The sequence below is a fragment of the Bacillus sp. M5A3_1b genome, assembly GCF_053345335.1.
The window spans coordinates 1-20,205 of record NZ_JBKEZY010000021.1 but is presented as its reverse complement, the minus strand read 5'-3'; the positions used below and the strand labels follow the sequence as shown (position 1 = coordinate 20,205).

Here is a 20,205-nt window from a genome sequence, read left to right as displayed (position 1 = left end):
GTGCAATCAAGCGTTCAGCTACTTTCAATTCAGTCAAAAAAATTTATTTTTAGCAACAGTAGATTGTTTACTAGTCGCTATTACTACGTTGCTTCTCATAGCGGTTTCTTCCAAATTATCTAAAGTATCGACATGGTTGCTAATTCCATATTTTTTATGGACTGCATTTGCTACATATTTATCTTGGACCATTTATAGTATAAATTAAAGGCGTAAATAAAAACTTGAGCATAATAAAAATGCTCGAGTTTTTATGTGTATGAATGTTAATCTGAAATATAGAATATATACATCTTAGGGAGGTCACCTTTGTGAAGAAATGGATAAAAATTACGCTGTACTCTTTACTAGGTATTTTACTTATAGGAAGTATTACTTTTTTAACTTGGTCTCAGTTTACATACAAACCAACGAAAGAGGCTATGTCGTTAGTGGATGATAAAAAAGATGAAGATCATATCGTTTTTGGAGAGAAAGATGCCAAAGTAGGGGTTATTTTTTATCAAGGAGCTAAAGTAGAAGCTGAGGCTTATAGTTACTTAGGAGAAGCTCTTGCAAAAGATGGGAACTTTGTAGTAATGCCTAAGTTACCACTAAATTTAGCGATACTTGGAATCAATGCGGTAGACAGTGTAATGGAACAGTATCCTAAAGTTCAAAAATGGTATGTTGCAGGGCATTCAATGGGCGGAGCTATGATTTCTAAGTATGCCTTCCAACATGAAGACAAGGTAGACGGGATCATTTTCTTAGGTTCTTATCCTGCAGATGACTTCTCTACGAAATCGATTCCGATGTTATCAATTTATGGGGAAGTAGATGCTTTAGCAACTGTAGAAAAAATAGAGAACAATAAAAAGTTCATGTCAAAGAATACAACTATGCACATGATAAAAGGCGGAAACCATGCTCATTTTGGCATGTATGGTGAGCAAAAAGGTGATAATGCGAGCTTAATTACATCAAAAGCACAACAAGATGAAACAGTGAAAGTAATTGAAGAGTGGTTATTAAAACAATGATAACGAATTTAATAAATCTACCGAAAGAATTCTCTAAACGATAGGTGGGAGAGATAATAAAGAGCCAACTCGTACGAATTGGCTCTTTTATTTATTTGCCATCTCCAATTGTCCCCTTATTTTCCCCGGAATATCCTTTTCAGCGATAAGATCGTAAGAATACACATACTTTCCTTTCACATGAATTTTCAAGTAAGTTTTTCTTATAAAATCATTAGGGGTGTTCGTTCCCACTTTATATTCTTTCTCATTGCTTAATTCATCGACACCTTTTAGTAAGTAAATAGCCCGGCCTTTATAATGATAATCTGGAATGCCATACCCTTGCGCAACGGCGTATACATTTTTTTCTTCAGCAATCGGATTAAATCTGTCTAAATCACCGCGTAATATGAAAGGTAGTAAGTATATAGGAAGACCTATTCCTATTATGCAAATTATAAATTTCTTCATGATCGTTTCTCCTCTTGTTAAATTACTTATTTTTAAGTATAGGAAAAAATTCTTATGAATTTAGAAGTGAATTTCTTAAGTTTTTCTTAAATAGGTGTTTAAAGGAGGGATAACATTGTATGGTTATTTTTTCGTGTAAATCGTATTATTTTTTATCCCGCTTTAATGGGCAGTAAGACCCCCACCTCAAAATTCAGCGAAAGCAAAGAAGTTAGGTGGGGGTCGGGCTGCCCATAAAAGTCCGATTGGTGAGGGCTAATAATCAGTGGGGGATGAAGAAAACCCCCACTGATTAAAGTTTCACTTTATTTATATCTTCATAGCTTTTATGCAAAACACAACATTTCTAGATAAAATTAGACCTCCTTATATATATTAGAAAATGTATTTTGTGAATTAATTATGAGTATATTTTATTTTGAAAAACATCCCTTGATAAATACACAGAATTATTGTAAAGTGATGATAATTAAAATGTATATTGTTTGAAAGCGATAAAAGGAAAGAGTAAAAGTAGTTTTTCTTTTAGAGAGTCGGTGGGTGGTGTAAACCGAAGATAGGAAAATAAACCAAATTAGGTTCAAAGATGGTTCTTATGCTGACATTATTTTTATGGATCTTTATATAAAAATACCGAGTAACCACTCATTCTAAGGATGAGTGGTTACTTGCAGTTTGTTTAAACAGAGAAATATTGCTACCAAGGAAGCAAATTTTTATATATGCGGTTCTCTCCCTTTTATGGAAGCTATTATTAAGATTTTGCATAAATGGGAAGTACCAAAGGAATTGATTCATTATGAATCGTTTAGCCCTGTTGCAATTTTAGGTGAGTAACTAATACCGGATAGGATTATAGTCATAATAATGTAAGTAAATAGTTTTTTTGCGATACTTCAATAGTGAAGTATCGTTTTTCCTTGTATAACTAAAGCACAGCTATGGATTATGATGTAATGTTGAAAAATGATCCCAAGTAATGATTTGTCTGTTGCAATACTAAGTAACTATGATGAATTTGAATCTAAAAAGTATGCTAATAAAATAGCAGGAATTTTTTAAATAAAGTAAAAAAACAATAGAGCTTAGATTTGCAATGATAAATTTTTTTTCATTAGATAATTACTTTACCAATAATCGAGATGTTTGCGGATACATTTATTTTTGGGATACATAATTATATTTAGAGAATACCCAGTTACAGTATTTGAATTTTTAATAAGAAGGGATGCGAAGGAATGAACTCACAGAGACAAGGCTATGCAGGCTGGTGGCAAGGCGGACACGGTGGTTGGCCGGGTGGACATGGTGGTTGGCAAGGTGGACATGGTGGTTGGCAAGGCGGACACGGTGGTTGGCCGGGCGGACACGGTGGTTGGCAAGGCGGACACAGTGGTTGGCAAGGCGGACACGGTGGTTGGCAAGGCGGACACGGTGGTTGGCAAGGCGGACACAGTGGTTGGCAAGGCGGACACAGTGGTTGGCAAGGTGGACACGGTGGCTGGCAAGGTGGACACGGTGGTTGGCAAAGCGGACATGGATATTAAAAAGATACTATAAAATCATTTTTTTATGCAAAGTTTGTATATTTTCATTTGTATAGTAAGGATATAGTGAAAATAGAAAAAATTCTGTGAAGTAAGGATTCTATCCGGAAAATTAAAGCAGCAGAAATGTCAAAAGAACAAAAGACACCGCTTCTTATTATTCAAGGGGAAAGAGACTATCAAGTTCAATCAAAAATCGAAATTCCTCTTTGGAAAGAAAAATTAAAAGAACGAGATAACGTTGATTATCAACTATATCCAAAGTTAAATCATTTCTTTACAGAAGGGGATAGAGAAATAAGTAAACCGGATGAATATTATAGTCCTGCTAATATTCCTGAGTATGTTATAAATGATATTGCTGCTTGGGTGCAAGGAAGATCGCAATTAAATTAGCAACTATATGTTTTAATAAAGACTTTCTTTCTGTAATCAAACTAGAAACATTATTAGGTTATATGTTTTTTAGCACTCTTTTAAAAAGAGTGTTTTTTTATTTTCCTTTGATTTAATTAACGAAAAAAAATATCTTGTACTCCTTTTGTAACTTTTTTAAATAGAAATTTTCTATAAAATAAGGGGCCTGCCTTCCAAACAAAGCGTTATTTGTAACATTGTTATCAAAGCAAAGTGCTCGTGACATTTCTTTGATATTCAAAAACATTAGTAACCTATTGTGTGAAGTTTTTTGAAAATTTAGGTTTAACATCTTTAAAATAGGTGTATTACATATTACATAACAACTAAATAAGAAAATAAAAAATCTAAGGGAGGAAAAATACGATGCATAAGAGTGAAAGAAAACCGGTGGTTCATGAATATGATAATGAACATGAAGTAGTTATGAAAGTAAAAGAGCTAGAATTGCAAGGGATTCACCAAGATGACATTTACGTCTTAACACATGAAAAACATCTAACAAAAAAGATTGCGGATGATACAAATACAAATACGATTGGAGTAAAAGAACAAGGATTGGGTACAAGTATTATCAACTTTTTCTCCAAAAAAGGGGACGAACTCCGAAATCAAATGGAGGAAATGGGGTTGTCGAAGGACGAAGCTAACTTATATGAAGAAAAACTAGATCAAGGGAAGATTTTACTCCTAGTAACAGCTGAAGTACCAATGGCGAATGATAGGCAGCCGCAAAATTATCATTCTCTGTAATAGATTGCAACATCTGATAAATAGGTAAGATAATGCTAATTTCCTATTTTAAGAAAAAATTGAAATAGACTACATTTTAGGTTCTAGCATTGAAGAAAATAAAGTAGAGAAGGGTGAGAAAAAATGAAACATACAATATTCAAATATGCTGTGATTGGGATTACGACCGGAATCATGGTCTCCTTGTTAAAAAAAGAAAATCGGAAAGCTATACAAACAAAAGGAAAAAGCGTAAAAGACAAACTACAAGAAGGAAACATAAAGGAAACATTAGAGAAGGTAACTGAGACAAGTAAACAATTTTCTGTAACTGCAGCTAATGTTGCAAAACAAACATTACCACAACTGCTTACAGCCACACCAGTTGTCATTTCTACCATTAAAGACTTAACAGAAAACGAAAATAACAAAAAGAAAACAGATGAAACGGATTACGAAATAAATGAAAATAGTAAGAAATTAGACGGGGAAAAAACGGAAAATGAAAAGAAATATGTGAAAGAAGGGAAAGAAGAGAGTGCTTAGATTTAATTCTAAAAAGAGAAAGTGAGGAAAAAAGTATGAAATCTCTGTATGCAATTGATGTAGGAATTGGCTTTACCAAGCGGGCATATCGACAGGATGTAGATTCTGAGATGACAATCAAGAGTGAAGCTTCCACACTAGCCCCTGTACCTAATCATGCTGAAAGTGAAGATTTAACAAAGGTAAGTTTTATAGACTTAGACTTTGCATACTACATGGGAAATGAAGCACATCAATCTGACGCTTCATTCCTTCCTCCATTTGGCGAAGACATAGAAAATTATTATGAAAGCGAACGGTTTAAACAACAAATATTTGGTTGCATTGCAAAGGATTATAAAGAAAATGTCGTGTTGCCTTTAGTTGTTACCGGGCTTCCTGTTACTTGTTTTGGTAGTCAGCATGAGCAATTACAACGTGCACTAAAAAAAGAAACTTCCGTGCAAATTGATGGGAAATTTATTCATATTACGGTGGAAAATGCTTTGATTCTTCAGCAACCGGTCGCTTTACATGCCTATTTCTTAAAAGAGGGAATCATTCAGGAACGAGATCGTATCTTAATTATTGATGGTGGATTTCGTACATTAGAAATGACAGATATGAAACAGAATGTCATTTTAAATCATTATGAGACAGAGCTAGGATGTAGCAAGCCTTTGAAAAATATTAAGAATATCCTGCAGAATCATGCGGGTGAAAGTAATCAATTGCATATTAACGACATGCCAAACATATTAGAAAAAGGATATGGAGGTCGAGAAGAAAATCCTCAGATAAGTCAGGTGGATACTTTGATTCAAAAAGAGTTGGATGCACACTTCCAAGACGTTATGCGTGTATTACAAGAACAATTTAAGTTAGAACAGTACGATACTATTATTTGGACAGGAGGAATAGTAGATCTCCACAAAAAACGAATTGAAAAAATACAAGGTGAAATTTCTTCTTTCCGTATGGTAGACGCTTCGAAAGAGGCTGCACTTCATGGATACTATTTGATTGGAAGTCAAGTATTTGACGACATTACCAATCAATCTGTATATGAATCTAAATTATAATAACGACCGAAATGGATTTCGTTGAATAGACGTGCCAAATTATGTAGCTTCTTTTCCACATATAAAAAATTCTTTATAAGAAAAGATAAAAAGTGCTTATATAGAGGAAATGTTTAAAATTGAGAATAAAAATAACGAATATATAGGGGGTCTTCCTTTTAAAAGAATAAGGCCTCCTATGCCATTTATTTTGTAATTTAGATGGACTAAAAACTTTTCCTCCAAGACATGAATACCTACATACAAATTTCATATTACGGATATGATTCGATCAAACATAAAACTCTTTAGAAAGGAAGAATAATATGGAATGCATAAAAATGACGAAATGGAGTTGGTATCATGTGAAAACTAGTGAGCTTGAAAAACTTTCTTCTATAATCCCTCGTGATGTAACATCTTATTTCTCTCAATTTATAAAGAAAATAAGTTCTCCTTGTGAAAATGGATTATATGTTTATACGTTATCGCCAAGTCAAACTTGTGTATATGGTTCGTTTTTATATGATCAAGATAAAAAGGACGCCAAAATTCAAAAATTTCTTCATTATTTCGTAGCTCATGGAATACTGATAACAGTTCAGGAAAAAGAGGAAGAGGATTTTCAAAAATTAATACATAATTTCCCTATGGGTACAAAAAATTGTAATAGTTCCGCTGAAGGATTATGTGCTATCTTATCAATGTTTATATCTCACTACTTGCGAAAGGTTGATTACTTTGAAAACAATTTCAGAAATGTATTATGGGATTTTTATCATCATAATAACATAGCAGTTTTAGAAAGAATTTATCATATTCGTCATGAACTATTTATGAACACACATGTGTTTCGCTTAATACAAGAAGTGTTACAAGGGCTGAAAGAAGCTTGGTTAGAAAACTTAACAAACACCCTTTGTTATAAACAAACACACGTAAAATTAGAGCGTGGATTACAACTCGTTAAAGAGTACCAAGAAGAATTAGACACAATGATTCATTTACAAGAAGTTGTTTCTTCTCATCGTGGGAATGAAATTATGAAAGCTCTTACTGTATTAACTGCTGTAAGTACGCCTTTGACAGCCTTAGGAGCATTGTGGGGGATGAATTTTAAATATATGCCTGAGCTAGAATGGAAATATAGCTATTTAATCGCTCTCTTATTTATTATTTTTACAACAGGTGGTATGTATTTATATATGCGAGTCAAAGGATGGACAGGTGATTTATTACGAGTAAAGAAAAAGAAGTCTTTTTTTAAATCTAATTAATCCTGTTTATAAAAAATATGATAGGTATATGGTTAGTAATATTTATTAATGGGGGTAGTGCTATATCCCTATTAAGTTAAAGTTTTGATGTCTCCGCATTTAAAAAGGTGCTCTTGGATAAATCCAGGAGCATCTTTTTAAATGCGGAGTAGTGCACCACTGTAATCTTCCATTACGAAATTTCTATTTAATTTTTTAATTTTGATATTGAGTTGTTAGCTTGATAAATACTCATTAGTTTCGAATTGAATAATCTTTTTAACAGCTAAAATTTATTGATTAGAGTTTTTTAGGCCTCTTAGATGTATTGATATATTACTATTAAGATAATATTTTGAATAATCCTCAAAACAAAGAAATGCACATTTTCTTATTTTGGGTAGTGAAGCTTCTTAAGTTGAGTGGGGCTTTTATATCATAATCCAAAAGTGTAGGCTACAGCCTACAAATAATCATCTCCCTCTTAAAGTTGTCGTTTTACATCTTCACATTTTTGAGGAAGGAGTGTTTTGTTGGGAAATAATAAAATCTTATTAATTTTTATAATTAGTAGAATTTTTATAGAAATAATCCTCTTAATATATTAAAATAATATTGTATTATGTCAGATTTTAATTAGGGGAGAGAAATTTTATGTTGAAAAAAATCATTCCAGTTGCTTTAGCATTAAGTACAGTTACTTTTACTAGTGTATTCGCTGTGCCTTCAGCACAAGCAAGTACAGAACGAAACCGCTACATAGATGTACAAATGCTCGGTATTAACGATTTTCATGGGCAACTAGACACTGTAAAAAAAATTAACAATAAAGATGCAGGGGGAATTGAGTACTTAGGGGCTTATTTACGTGATCGTGAAAAACAAAATCCGAATACATTAAAAGTACATGCTGGCGATGTTGTTGGAGCAAGTACTCCTGTTTCAGCATTATTACAAGACGAACCTACGATTGAATTTCTAAATGATTTGAAATTCGATGTTGGAACTATAGGAAATCATGAATTTGATGAAGGTGTTGAGGAAATGCATCGCCTTATTTATGGTGGATTCCATGAGAAAACAGGAAATTTTAAAGGAGCAAAATTCCCATATGTTGCTGCAAATTTCTATAATAAATCCACCGGTCGTCTATTTTTACCACCATTCACTATAAAAAAGGTACAAGGAGTTCCTGTTGGATTTATAGGAGTCGTAACAACAGATGTTCCTAACCTTGTTATGCCTACTATGCTAAAGAATGTAGAAATTACAGATGAAGTTGAAGCTATTAACAAATCCGTAAAGCAATTAAAAAAACTAGGCGTTAAATCTATCGTTGTTCTTGCACATAACGGAGGTATAACAGATGGGAACGGTGTAACAAATGGTGATATCGTCCGATTAGCAAATGAGACTGATCCGGAAGTCGATGTTATTTTTGGTGGGCATAGCCACACTTATGTAAATGGAACTGTTAATAATAAACTTGTCGTACAAGCAAACTCTTATGGTATGGCTTTTGCTGATGTTGATGTAAAGATTGATCGTAAGACACAAGATATTGTTGAGAAAAAAGCAGAAATTGTTACAACTTACCATGAAGGCATGGAGCCTGATAAAAAAATCAAGAAGAAGATGGAGAAATATCAAGCAAAAATCGCACCTCTTGTTAATGAAGTTGTAGGTAAGTCTATTGCTCCACTAGATCGCAAACTAAATACGGCTGGTGAATCTACTCTTGGAAATTTAGTTGCTGATGCCCAGCGTACAACAATGCAATCCCAAATTGCACTTATGAATCCTGGTGGTATTCGTAATGACTTAGATGCTGGTGATATTACATGGGGAGAGATATATGGTATTCAACCATTCGGAAATCAATTAATAAAAGTAAATTTAACAGGCCAAGACATTCGTGATATTTTAAATCAACAATGGCAAAAAGACATAACAAGAATGCTTCAAATTTCAGGGATCCAATACACTTGGGATGCGAACAAGCCTAATGGAGAAAAAGTAACAAGTATTCGCTTAACAAATGGAGAAGAAATTATTCCTTCGAAAACTTACAGCGTCGTTGCGAACGCATTTCTAGCTTCAGGTGGAGATGGATTTGTATCCTTTAAAAACGGTAAAGATGCTGAAACAGGACCAACTGATTTTGAAGCATTAGTAGATTACATAAAAAAATCAAAAGAACCAATTCAGTCTATTATTGATGGAAGAATTCAAAAAATAAATTAGGTTTTTATTAATCTCAAAAACAAATAGATTACCTGTACGCTATAATTTTTCGTGTGCAGGTAATCTATTTTTTGTAGGTTTGAATAAAGTCTTACTGTGGACAAGGGGTATACCGTCTAGATGCAGAGTACAGGGTTTATCATTCGTTACCCAAAGGAAAAGGAAAATATAACTGGTTATGCGTATGAGCCTTAGCGTATTCGCTGTGTAGGAGATATTGCAAAAAATATATAAGGAAAAATTAACTTTAGAGGAATATATGAGGTAAGAAAGCCAAAGTGAATTGCAAATCTGTATTTTTGTTTAGGGAATAGTAGTTTATAAAATAGTAGGGTACTTTATTTTAATAGATTCAAAAACTGCCTATCTAAAAATTTGATAGGCAGTTTTTTCTTTTGGGCACAAAGTGAAATAATTTTATGATGTTCGCACATGTAGAAAATGTAATGTGTAAATATATCCGAAACACCAATCATTGCCCCTCATTATTAGCGATAGGATAGCTACTTAAGGACAAAAAAGAATGGGCTAACTTTTGTGCAAAATGTAATGGAGGCTCTACCGACTGGATATGAATATACATAATTAAGGGATTCATGTACAGCCAGTGATTATGTAAAGCACTTACAATGATTCCTTGTTGTACAATTGATTTCATAAATGCAGGAATTTCTTCTTGTAGAACAGCGATTTCGCCTAAATTTAATGCATTACCATTTGGATCCAACGATTCAAAACTTACTCCCACGGGCACTACAGAAGTACTCGGTTTTCCTTGAACAAGCACCCTAAAATCGCGGTGAAAAGACACTGAACAACCACCTTGATTTCTTTTACCTTTCCCTTTAAGTATTGTAGCAAATTGTTCACAAAGGAAATTAAAATTTTGCATAAATTCAATTCCTTTCTTGTACAAAATTATGTAATTAGAGATTCGATTGAGGAGATACAGATAAAGTGAAACTTTAATCAGTGGGGGTTTTGTTCATCCCTCACTGATTATTAGTTGAACCAATCGGGCTTTTACGGGCAGTTGATCCCCCACCTAACTTCTTTGCTTCCGCTAAATTTTGAGGTGGGGGTTTTACTGCCCGTTAATGCGGGATAAACAATCTTTCTTTAGCATTCAAAAAACAGGCTGTGATTTTAATGTATCCAATGTTTATTTTAAAAGAAACACATGCGATATTATTTGGATATTCAGGATTTCATTGAAGATGATTCGTGTATCCGGGTTAATAAATTTATGATTCATGATAGTCCGTTCGAGATATTGTTATAAAAAATCGATAAAGTATGCAATTATACGCTTTTAGTTTATGTAGGTTAGATAAATATGTGTCTAAATTTGAATGATAAAACTAGAAAACAACGTTGAGAAAATAATCAATAATAATTTATTTTCTATAAACAAGCACTGCTAAATAGTACTCTTTTTCGAAATAAGTCTTTCTTATATAAGTATATTGCTTTTAAATACAGGATTAAGTTTGAATACTAAAAAACGGGTTCTAAAATACCGTATCTATTCAAGAAGAATCTAGTTGTTTCTTCTTGTATCTATTTACATTTTTCAGTATAGAAAAAATATAGAGGTGAATTCCTTGATTTTTTCTTGAAAAATGTTCATGCACGGTTATTTTAACCAAAATTTTCATGAAAATACCTTTAAAAAGAACATGAGTTCGTATATAATAAGAACAAACGTTCTTTTGTTAGGAGTGATAACCTTGTATGATTATTCTCTTTTACCGAATCGTATTATTCTTTGTGTAGATCTTCGTAGCTTTTATGCAAGCGTATCATGTATTAAAAAAGGGCTTGATCCACGATATACAAAATTGGCTGTCGTAGGAGATGTAAACCGCAGTGGATCAATCGTATTAGCAGCAACACCGCCATTAAAAGCGTTAGGAATAAAGAAGATGGCAAGAGCTTATATTGCCATTTTTTTTAGAGTTAAATTAAATTTAATAACTATATCAAAGGTTATCTTAATTTTTCTCAAAATAGAAAAATTTCTGAGGCGAAATTAATTGGAAATCTTCATTTTTTTCAGAGATTGGAAAGGGAAGAGTGAAATAATGTTAGGTAATACAAAAGCTGTTATATTAACTGGCTCCAGTTTTTTAAATAAAATGGACTGATACTTTAGAAAAAACTCATGTGTAACTAAAGTTATATAATCTTAGCTTGATAGGGATGTGGTGCTATCCCACATCCATCAACTTAAAGTACATATTTATACAAAGAATGATTTGTTTTTCATATAGGTTTTGTTAAAAATCTATATGAAAAACAGAAAAAGATCATATTATGGAAATAAAACCTAGGATATGACCCGTTTTTACACGTATCTCGGCTGAATCCCATGTACACCTCGCGTTTCATTATTGCACTCTACACCATACTCTATGTGTATGCGAAAAAGAGCAGAGCAAAAAAGCCGTATCATGATGATGGACGACGCTTTTTCACACATTCACATTTTAAATTTATCTCGATGTATCTGAAATCCTGAAAGAACGTAGTATTTCAGTTCACCCGAAACCCATCATGTATATGGCAATCTCATCTATCAAATTTGGAAAGTGAAAAATAAATCTGCATGCTTATCTTGGTATTTGGCTGAAATCTATATCAAAATTAAGAGAGACTGGTGTTATCTCTATGGTGATGTGCGCCACAAGAAGGGCAATCCCTCTCACGAATTGTTAGATTTTTAAAGTCTTTGTTTTTGTATTTACAATTGGAACATAGTTGACTAGAAGCAAATGTTTTAAATACCATAACCACTTGTTTATCATACCATTTTGTTTTATATTCACTTAAGTTGTAACTTAGTTTAAGAAACATCGCAACAGAACCGAAAAGAGCGTTCTATTTCTTGTTTTTTCATAATATAGGTAAATTGGTGAATCCCCTCTACATAGACTACTATAGAGGATAGAGGTAAAAGCCGTTTCCTCTTCCAAAGAATGAGCATTTTCTATTTGGAGGTAATAGTATGTTTAATAATCAAAATGAACATAGGAAATGGGAAGGGATTCAGGTTGAATCCTTGAATTCTAGTTTAGTTGGGCCGACGTTTCCAGCTATTCCTTCCTTTACTTTCCCAACGGGAGCAACGGGAGCAACCGGAGCAACGGGAGAAACGGGAGCAACCGGAGAAACGGGAGAAACGGGAGCAACCGGAGCAACGGGAGAAACGGGAGCAACCGGACCAACGGGAGCAACCGGAGCAACTGGAGCAACGGGAGCAACCGGACCAACGGGAGCAACCGGAGCAACGGGAGAAACGGGAGCAACCGGAGCAACGGGAGAAACGGGAGCAACCGGGCTAACGGGAGCAACCGGAGCAACGGGAGAAACGGGAGAAACCGGGCTAACGGGAGCAACCGGACCTACAGGAGCAACGGGAGAAAATGGAGAAACGGGAGCAACCGGGCAAACGGGAGCAACCGGGCAAACGGGAGCAACCGGACCAACGGGAGCAACCGGAGCAACGGGAGAAACGGGAGAAACGGGAGTAACCGGGCTAACGGGAGCAACGGGAGCAACGGGAGCAACCGGAGCAACGGGAGAAACGGGAGCAACCGGGCTAACGGGAGCAACCGGACCAACGGGAGCAACCGGACCTACAGGAGAAACAGGTACCATGGTTTTAACAGGAGTTGGAGATCCAACATGCGCTATTGGAAATTTAGGAGATATTTACATTGACCTATCCACAGGGAGAACATATTATAAGCTCTCTCAGCCAGTGCCTCCAATGGTCAGAGCTATTCCAGCACCTACCGGTGCCACAATTCCTGTGGGTTCAACGCAGACTTATACTACAATTGATGCAGCTTTAGCTGTCGCTAATAATGGTGACAGGTTATTACTTGACGCTGAGACCTTTATAATTACATCCACTGTTACTGTTAATAAATCGGTAACGATTGAGGGGCAAGGAATAGGGGCAACTACCGTCATTACTACCTTGAATACTGTAATCTCTATGTTTAATGTTACAGTATCTAACGTTATTTTTCGTAATATGTCAATTGTCCAAAATTTCCCTTCTGTTTTGAGTGTAGAGTCTGTTATTTCAATTAATAATTTGTTAGCAACAGGAATATATGTTGATAGTTGTGAAATTTCAGTATGTGAACTCGGTATCGCCATTAAAGCAACTGAATTCCAAATAACAAATTGTAATTTTACCTATGCCCCCGCTGCTTCACCTAACAACGGATACTTCTATATCATTATTTCCTCTACTTCAGGGCAAAGTATTATTGACGGTAACACCTTTGTGTCTGACTCAGGTAACACGAGATGCAGATTTATCATCATAACCAATATAACCGTTAATTCAGGCACACTTCAAGGGAATTTAGTAATAAGCAATAATACACAAGACAACTTATCTCCGGCTACATTAAGACACCTGTTAGATATCGAGGAATTTGTTGGTACAAATTTTGGTTTGTTTCTTTTAAACAACACAACAGTAAATGAAGGAAATGTACCTGTTTTATTGTTTAACGCGGACTTTACTATATTTAAATTCATAGAAGTTAATGGTAACAGTATCCAAAATACTGCCGGAAAGGGAATTATCGGAATTGACTCGAGTTCTATCGGTCAAACACCTATTTTTAGTTCGGGTAATACAATTGCAAATCAATTTTTCACTCTAGGATGGGCTTCTGCAACCACTCCACTTAGTTTTATTGTGGGGTATAATACAACGGTAATCTCAGAGCCACCTAACCTGCCATTAACTAGTTGTTATTGGCTTATGTTGATTTGATACCGTATAGATGTAATTTAGAAGTTTAATATGTTACTATGCCCCAAAACAAGACCACCAAAATATTTGAATAACATTGTAGAACAAGAGCATCACTTTATTAAGAAACGTGTACATTCTATATTAAGAATCAAGTTTTTTCACACAGCTATAACCTTGCAGAGGTAGGTGACATGTTTTGGTTTTTTATAAAGTATAAGAAACCGTCAGAAGAAGTAGAGATTGAATATCGATGTAATTTCGAAAAAATAAGATCATTACTTTTGGGAACACAACTGTATTAGATTTTCTTGCAAAGTCTTTATGTATAGATTAATAAAAAAAGAATGCACACAAATTAAAATGTGCATTCTTTTTTATAATAAAGCTTGATTAATAACTAACTGTATTCTTATTGCTATGACTATAACTTTCTTCCATAGCCAATGCATCTGCTTTAGTAACATGAACGGTACCAAATGGATGATTTGGAGGAGCGTATATCGAGTAAAGTTTTAACGGAATATTACCTGTATTAGTTACATTATGCCATGTTCCCGCAGGTATCATTATTGCAAAATCATCATAGACATTTCTTTTAAAGTTTAAATTATCTTTACTCTTGCCCATTTGAACAATCCCCTGACCTTGTTCAATACGTAAAAATTGATCGACATTAGGATGTATTTCCAAGCCAATATCTTCGCCAATATTGATGCTCATTAAGGTAACTTGTAAATGTTTACCTGTCCATAAAGCAGTACGATACTTATTGTTTTGTTTTGTTGCTTCATTTATATTAACAACAAATGGTTCTGATCCATAATCTGTTAACGAAATACTTCCAACACCGTCGGAAAAACTAAAAGAATCAAATCTGTTTGCATACTCTATCTCATTGGGGAAAGTCCAGTAAACAGGCGGTCTTCCATAGTTATACGGTACATTAACATAATAAGGACATGGATACATAAAAGGAATATAGTACATTTTTATCAACCCTTCACGATTTTATAAAATTATCCTATGCACTGGTTAAGTTAATGTACTTAGACTAAAGGTAACTTTTGTAAAGAAGGCTTTTTAGCATAAAAGGGGTACGGAAACAATTATGGATTTCAGGGGGGAATCTGGAATTAAATCCTATATTTTAATTTTGATAAGTCAATTTGAGAGCTTCTAAAGCATTTAAAATAAACAACTTGCTATATTATTAATAGCGTATATCCTATTCATAATGCTTGGTATGAATAGGTTTATCTCATTATCGTTATAAATCTGCATAATCCTGATGTGACACGGTTTAGTTTTTAGACATATTATATAAATGTTTATTTAATTATTAACTGAGGTGAATTATTATGATAAATCCTTACTGTATTAAAAACAGGGCAATAGGCTCAGTCTATACAACCCATGGAGCTCAATCAACAATGCATGCAGTATATCATGCAATGCAGCATATGCCATACTATCAACATCCCGCTATACCTTATTATGAAACCATACAATATCATCCCTCTATAGAATATACACCTCAAAGTATATATCCTACCATTTTTACAACAATTCCACTTTATTAATCATCCTTCTGTTTTTAATTACTTTTAAACTGTATATACAACCACTGGGGAACTCTTCCCAAAATCCTCGTTTTTGGTCTGTTTGGCTTGGCAACACCCTTGATATAGAGCATTAAGACAACTTGTCTTGATACTCTATATAGGAATGTAAATAAAAAAAGAGTGTAGATATCTATACTCTTTTTTCTCTAACTATCTGAGACTTTTAAAGGGTCTCTTTCTGATATTACAGATTTTATTCATACTTGGACTTCAGAAGAAGATCAACATTCGAATTTGTTGGAGACATATTTACTACTCACTCGAAGTGTGAACCCTAAACGATTACATGAATTAAGAAAGTCAGTCGTTGAGGGTGGATTTGAACCTGATTTTCACACACCAATCGAAGCGATGACATATACGACGCTACAAGAACTTGCAACGATGGTGTTTTACAATAATGTAGCTAAGATTGCAAGTAAGCATGATCGAGATCTTGCTACATTATTAAGCCGTCTTGCAAAAGAGGAAACTCTTCAATATGCGTTTTATCGAGACGTCATTCGAACACATTTAGAATTGGAACCTAATTATTGCTATTATATTGCCAATGTGATTAGGAATTTTAAAATGCGAGGTGCTGTCATGCCTGATTTTGAAAATAGAATGGCTGTAATTGCAAAAGAAGCGAATTATGGACCACTACATCAAGTACTTGATGTAGTGGTTGATTATTGGGGGGTAAAAGACTTACGACCAATTGCACCTTTAGCTGAAAAAGCAAGAATTGAGATTTTGGAATACCACACAAGATTGAAAAAAATACGGGATCGATTTGGTCGTTTTCAAGGGAAAACTGATCTACGTTAATGAGTAGAGATTTCAGAATATAAGCGGGGAAATTCCCCTTCCCTTTATGGGAAATCTGACACACTCCCTATTGTTTTGGGGGTGTTTTCTACTTAATTTATTTTTTGTTAAAAAAGGGATTGACGATAAAAATGATTTTATGATATTATAAAATATTTGATAAAAAATAACATGTGTGTTAAGGTTAAGGAAGTTACCATATATGGAGGTGGATTATATGTTTCAAATTGGCGATAACATTGTTTATCCAATGCACGGAGCAGGTATAATTGAAGCCATAGAAGAAAAAGAATTCTCAGGAAAAAAACAACAGTATTATGTTATAAAAATGTCAATCAGTAATATGCAAGTCATGATTCCTATGGGTAAAATACTAAGTTCGAGTATACGCCCAGTTACTGATATACTTGCATTAAAACACATTATACACATTTTTCAGCATGGAGAATCAGATAAATTATTGCCGTGGAAACAAAGGTATAAAGTGAACACGGACAAAATAAAAACGGGTGAAATACAAGATGGTGCTGAAGTTGTACGTGATTTAATGCGTATGAAGAAAGAAAAGGCACTGAATACAAGCGAAAAAAAAATGTTGGATAACGCACATGAATTTTTGATTAGTGAACTAGGATTAATTAAAGGAATCACTGAAAATCAAATAAAAAGTTTCTGTTAAGATTCATTATAGATAATGTATTACATCCCCCGGGAATATCCTGAATTTTTCGGGAATATGATGATTATTAAAAGTAAATCATTTCAAAGACATTCAGCTTCTTCAACTCACTTTTAGAGTAGGACCCTCTTTTGTTATTACTTCAATCTTATCCATTTTTATTTTTAAATTTCTTTTACGAACGTTCAAAGTTTCATCAAATAACTCGATTAAATAGTCACTTGATTTTTGCAATCCTGATTCACACTGGCACGGACAAGGATCCGTAAGGATGAAAGAGAGGTAGGGCTTTCATTGTTTTAGGTAATATATTATCTAAGTCATTATTTCTAGAAGAAAAAACAATTAATCTCACCGCTATCTCTTTAAGAGTTCCTTACATCTACTGAGACAGTGAATAGTAATTGTTTATCTTCTTTACGTAAAATTGATAAACGAACTGGTAACACCATATGGTCAACTACAAAAAATGGTTTCCAGACCAGGAAACCATTTTTAATCTTATTTACATAACAATAGTAAATTAAGCAGTAAGAAGGAGTGCACACATGAAAACAATGTTAACAAAAGAATTAAGTAATGAATTAAAGAAGCGAGAAGGGATTATTTCTATTACAGTTGAGCCTTATGAAAAAATCGAAGTTGGTGGAATTCGTGTAGATGGACCAGCTGTGATTCTAATTAATCAAGAATAGCTAAAAATAGTTGAATGAACGAAAAAAAGGATCAGCCTTTACGAGAAGGGAAGATCCTTTTTGTTTGCTACGGCTAATAACAGGATATACATATATTCCATCTGATGTGATGGGGTTCAAAGGAAGGAGAGGGTGGGGATTATCATAGTGGAAAGCTTAATATTGGTAGGATTTCTTTTTATTTTATATACATTAGTTGATCAAAAACAAACTAAGTATTTGAAACGATAGATTGTTTTCTTTTTAAGAGCGGGATTTATCTTATAGTGAAACGGATAATTTAAAGGAGGAATTTAGATGGATGCAAGGAAAGAGCGCATAAAATACGAGAAGATGTCAAAGAATTATGATCGTATTTATTTAGTTTCGTTTATCCTATTAATTGTACTTGTTTGTAGTAGTGTGATTATCATAGGAGCTACAGGAGGAAAATATGGAGTGTTTTTATTGTTGGCAATTTTACTTAACGCACGTATTACGAAAGAATCTCAAAAAAAGTATGAGCAGTACTCTAATAAAGGACGTATTTAAAATGATACATATCTTGAAAGGATATACATTCAAAGTATCCCTATATCATCACCTATTAACTAGTAAAAGTAACTTTATATAAATAATTTTTTGCAATTTAGGAATAGAAAATGCACCTTATTAAAATGTTATTTTCGTTCATATAATGAATTATCCTTCTAGCATATTTATAAGATTTATATCATTTATTAAGAGAAAGAATGTAAGTTAGAAAGGAGTCTTATAGAATGTGTTATTTGGAGGGAAATGACTTTAGTGAGAAATATATGGTAAGTGTACTTAATCACTACGTATATCAGACATTACAATCGGTAATTGGTAAACATGTGGTTATTGAAACTGTAAGAGGAAAGTTAAAGGGTGTGAAACCAGATCATTTGCTCATTGAAGATACAGTACCGTTATATTGTACGCATTCAACAAATTGTATGGATTATGCCAAAACAATAATCAAAATACATCTAATTGGATTTATAGCAGATTAGCGTCATAGACGACTGAATAAAAACACAGGGTTTTATCTCTGTGTTTCTTCAAATTTTCGTTTTTGAATATATCCTTGAGCATGAATAATTTCTTCCTGAAGTTCTTTTAATTTTGCCGTTGATCCTGATTCAATCCTCATGTAAGTAGTAACTAAACTAATCATCATATCCATCTTCTCTACTATATTTTGAATGACCTGTTCAGATTGCTCTTTTTTAGGGTGTTGTATTGCTGTTAATACATCTTCTATATAATTATTCTTTCTTTGCTGGATATCATAAATAAACTGTTTTGTGTTTGGATTCATTTGTTGTTCCTCCATTTTGGATATGTTTCTATTGTATCATGTTTGAATAGAAAATATTGGATCCTCCTAAATTTACATCTGTCTCACACATCTACTCAAATATACAAACTAATTCTTGAACGTACAGGGAATCAATTAAAATGTGGTCAATAATGTGTATTGATGATTTTGATTTTTTGTTGTTACTAGCTCGTTAAAAAATACCCCTATTTATACATTGTCTATGTAAATAATGAAAATAGAGATAAATAAACATTGATAAGGAGTGAGATTTTTTGTTTTTGATGTATTTACATTTATTAGCTTGATAGTACGGTGCTAATCCTTAATGGAATAAAAAAAGTCCTAGGGGGAACTAGGACCAAAAGTGAAGTATCATCTTTGAAGCGAAAGTAAAAGATGGACACGTAATTGCAATAAAATAATTTTAATATTTAGAAATTAATATATTGATGAAATTTTTATTTTACAAAAAATATTCAAAAGCAAACAAATAATTGTGCTCCTGGATAAGGGTTTTGGAATCAGATGAGTAAAAAACGTCGATATAGCAGTATATACTTGCCCTTGATAAATTTTAAAGATAAAGAGCGCTTTTTAAGGCGCTCTATGACCAAAACAATATTGAAATAAAGTAATTCATTGTATGTATGAATCCTTAAGACGGTGCAACTTAAAATGAAGCTCTATACATAGGGTTTCTAAGGCTGGTTTCTAATTAATAACATAATCGGTTAATGAAGAGTTACATGAATTTCACGCTGAAAATCCTGGTGGATTAGTCCGAATAATAAATTAAAGAAAGTTAATTCAAGTAGATAACAATGCTCTTAGATTAAAATTTATAAATGGAGGGTCTCTATGCAATAATATATGCTTGTCCAAGCTAAATGTGAGTACTTTTTACTTAAAAAAGTTATTTGAGGGGTCCCGCCACATGGCTATCAACCTAAAATTTTATAGTACCCCCAAAACGAGAAAATTGGCATCTCCAGGTGAAAATATACATTTTTTGTTTTGGGGCAACTAGTTTCA

Annotated in this window: 17 protein-coding genes and 9 pseudogenes; 20 read left to right on the top strand and 6 right to left on the bottom strand. The window is 33.5% G+C overall.

All coding sequences use genetic code 11. The features are described from left to right. Positions 1-208: tryptophan-rich sensory protein (locus ACLBWW_RS28215; protein WP_447614397.1), on the top strand; the 208-nt coding region annotated here is incomplete at its 5' end. 103 nt (positions 209-311) lie between these two features. Next, positions 312-1,022, top strand: a complete 711-nt coding sequence (locus ACLBWW_RS28210) for an alpha/beta hydrolase (RefSeq protein ID WP_048543726.1) — start codon at positions 312-314, stop codon at positions 1,020-1,022. 87 nt (positions 1,023-1,109) lie between these two features. On the opposite strand, the gene ACLBWW_RS28205 is transcribed toward ACLBWW_RS28210, so the two are convergent. Beyond that, positions 1,110-1,475, bottom strand: a complete 366-nt coding sequence (locus tag ACLBWW_RS28205) for a YxeA family protein (protein WP_048543728.1) — start codon at positions 1,473-1,475, stop codon at positions 1,110-1,112. A gap of 1,238 nt (positions 1,476-2,713) precedes the next feature. Between ACLBWW_RS28205 and ACLBWW_RS28200 the strand changes: the two genes are divergently transcribed. Both ACLBWW_RS28200 and ACLBWW_RS28195 read left to right on the top strand, forming a co-directional pair. After that, entirely contained in the window at positions 2,714-3,022 is a 309-nt protein-coding gene (locus ACLBWW_RS28200) for a hypothetical protein (protein WP_447614396.1), read from the top strand. A gap of 96 nt (positions 3,023-3,118) precedes the next feature. Further along, positions 3,119-3,418, top strand: a pseudogene (locus ACLBWW_RS28195) (prolyl oligopeptidase family serine peptidase); the annotation flags it as partial. A 116-nt stretch (positions 3,419-3,534) separates the two neighbouring features. On the opposite strand, the pseudogene ACLBWW_RS28190 reads toward ACLBWW_RS28195, so the two are convergent. Continuing rightward, a pseudogene (locus ACLBWW_RS28190) lies at positions 3,535-3,686 on the bottom strand (acyl dehydratase). A 119-nt stretch (positions 3,687-3,805) separates the two neighbouring features. On the opposite strand from ACLBWW_RS28190, the gene ACLBWW_RS28185 reads away from it, so the two are divergent. The 6 genes and pseudogenes from ACLBWW_RS28185 to ACLBWW_RS28160 all read left to right on the top strand — a co-directional run. Then, positions 3,806-4,192, top strand: a complete 387-nt coding sequence (locus tag ACLBWW_RS28185) for a general stress protein (RefSeq protein WP_048547852.1) — start codon at positions 3,806-3,808, stop codon at positions 4,190-4,192. Positions 4,193-4,315: 123 nt separating this feature from the next. Further along, entirely contained in the window at positions 4,316-4,717 is a 402-nt protein-coding gene (locus tag ACLBWW_RS28180) for a hypothetical protein (RefSeq protein WP_048547850.1), read from the top strand. Between the two features lie 35 nt (positions 4,718-4,752). After that, a complete protein-coding gene (locus tag ACLBWW_RS28175; RefSeq protein ID WP_048547848.1) occupies positions 4,753-5,778 on the top strand; it encodes a ParM/StbA family protein in 1,026 nt (341 codons plus the stop codon). Positions 5,779-6,083: 305 nt separating this feature from the next. Continuing rightward, on the top strand, positions 6,084-7,034 hold the full coding sequence (locus tag ACLBWW_RS28170) for a magnesium transporter CorA family protein (protein ID WP_048547847.1): 951 nt from the start codon (positions 6,084-6,086) through the stop codon (positions 7,032-7,034). A 633-nt stretch (positions 7,035-7,667) separates the two neighbouring features. After that, positions 7,668-9,257, top strand: a complete 1,590-nt coding sequence (locus ACLBWW_RS28165) for a bifunctional metallophosphatase/5'-nucleotidase (protein ID WP_447614395.1) — start codon at positions 7,668-7,670, stop codon at positions 9,255-9,257. A gap of 132 nt (positions 9,258-9,389) precedes the next feature. Beyond that, positions 9,390-9,525: pseudogene (locus tag ACLBWW_RS28160) on the top strand (M15 family metallopeptidase); the annotation flags it as partial. A 204-nt stretch (positions 9,526-9,729) separates the two neighbouring features. On the opposite strand, the gene ACLBWW_RS28155 reads toward ACLBWW_RS28160, so the two are convergent. After that, positions 9,730-10,149, bottom strand: a complete 420-nt coding sequence (locus ACLBWW_RS28155) for a DUF1259 domain-containing protein (protein ID WP_048547833.1) — start codon at positions 10,147-10,149, stop codon at positions 9,730-9,732. 838 nt (positions 10,150-10,987) lie between these two features. Between ACLBWW_RS28155 and ACLBWW_RS28150 the strand changes: the two are divergent. Together ACLBWW_RS28150 and ACLBWW_RS28145 are read left to right on the top strand one after the other, a co-directional pair. Further along, positions 10,988-11,197: pseudogene (locus tag ACLBWW_RS28150) on the top strand (Y-family DNA polymerase); the annotation flags it as partial. Positions 11,198-11,753: 556 nt separating this feature from the next. After that, positions 11,754-11,929 (top strand): annotated as a pseudogene (locus ACLBWW_RS28145) (IS6 family transposase); the annotation flags it as partial. Here the strand turns inward: ACLBWW_RS28145 and ACLBWW_RS28140 are convergent. Further along, a pseudogene (locus ACLBWW_RS28140) lies at positions 11,904-12,083 on the bottom strand (zinc ribbon domain-containing protein); the annotation flags it as partial. The pseudogenes ACLBWW_RS28145 and ACLBWW_RS28140 sit on opposite strands and share 26 nt — an antisense overlap. Before the next feature lie 181 nt (positions 12,084-12,264). Here ACLBWW_RS28140 and ACLBWW_RS28135 point away from each other — a divergent pair. Then, the gene (locus ACLBWW_RS28135; RefSeq protein ID WP_447614394.1) at positions 12,265-14,058 is read left to right on the top strand and encodes an exosporium leader peptide-containing protein; all 1,794 of its coding nucleotides are present in this window, start codon (positions 12,265-12,267) and stop codon (positions 14,056-14,058) included. A 51-nt stretch (positions 14,059-14,109) separates the two neighbouring features. Continuing rightward, positions 14,110-14,226: pseudogene (locus ACLBWW_RS28130) on the top strand (IS6 family transposase); the annotation flags it as partial. Between the two features lie 204 nt (positions 14,227-14,430). On the opposite strand, the gene ACLBWW_RS28125 reads toward ACLBWW_RS28130, so the two are convergent. Next, positions 14,431-15,027 carry a cupin domain-containing protein gene (locus tag ACLBWW_RS28125; RefSeq protein ID WP_000291468.1) on the bottom strand — a complete coding sequence of 199 codons (597 nt, stop codon included), beginning with the start codon at positions 15,025-15,027 and terminating at the stop codon, positions 14,431-14,433. 371 nt (positions 15,028-15,398) lie between these two features. Between ACLBWW_RS28125 and ACLBWW_RS28120 the strand changes: the two genes are divergently transcribed. The 6 genes and pseudogenes from ACLBWW_RS28120 to ACLBWW_RS28095 all read left to right on the top strand — a co-directional run bounded on the left by ACLBWW_RS28120 (position 15,399) and on the right by ACLBWW_RS28095 (position 18,827). Beyond that, positions 15,399-15,620 carry a hypothetical protein gene (locus ACLBWW_RS28120; RefSeq protein ID WP_000609747.1) on the top strand — a complete coding sequence of 74 codons (222 nt, stop codon included), beginning with the start codon at positions 15,399-15,401 and terminating at the stop codon, positions 15,618-15,620. A 192-nt stretch (positions 15,621-15,812) separates the two neighbouring features. Continuing rightward, positions 15,813-16,472: pseudogene (locus ACLBWW_RS28115) on the top strand (acyl-ACP desaturase); the annotation flags it as partial. 217 nt (positions 16,473-16,689) lie between these two features. Next, positions 16,690-17,151, top strand: a complete 462-nt coding sequence (locus ACLBWW_RS28110; protein ID WP_000486312.1) for a CarD family transcriptional regulator — start codon at positions 16,690-16,692, stop codon at positions 17,149-17,151. Between the two features lie 548 nt (positions 17,152-17,699). Continuing rightward, positions 17,700-17,846, top strand: a complete 147-nt coding sequence (locus tag ACLBWW_RS28105) for a BC1881 family protein (RefSeq protein ID WP_107135186.1) — start codon at positions 17,700-17,702, stop codon at positions 17,844-17,846. Positions 17,847-18,143: 297 nt separating this feature from the next. Further along, a complete protein-coding gene (locus tag ACLBWW_RS28100) occupies positions 18,144-18,377 on the top strand; it encodes a hypothetical protein (protein WP_014895257.1) in 234 nt (77 codons plus the stop codon). A gap of 227 nt (positions 18,378-18,604) precedes the next feature. Beyond that, positions 18,605-18,827, top strand: a pseudogene (locus tag ACLBWW_RS28095) (DUF2642 domain-containing protein). 67 nt (positions 18,828-18,894) lie between these two features. Here the strand turns inward: ACLBWW_RS28095 and ACLBWW_RS28090 are convergent. Next, positions 18,895-19,170: a hypothetical protein gene (locus ACLBWW_RS28090; protein ID WP_431124058.1), complete on the bottom strand. Its 276-nt coding sequence runs from the start codon at positions 19,168-19,170 to the stop codon at positions 18,895-18,897. Positions 19,171-20,205 lie beyond the last annotated feature (1,035 nt).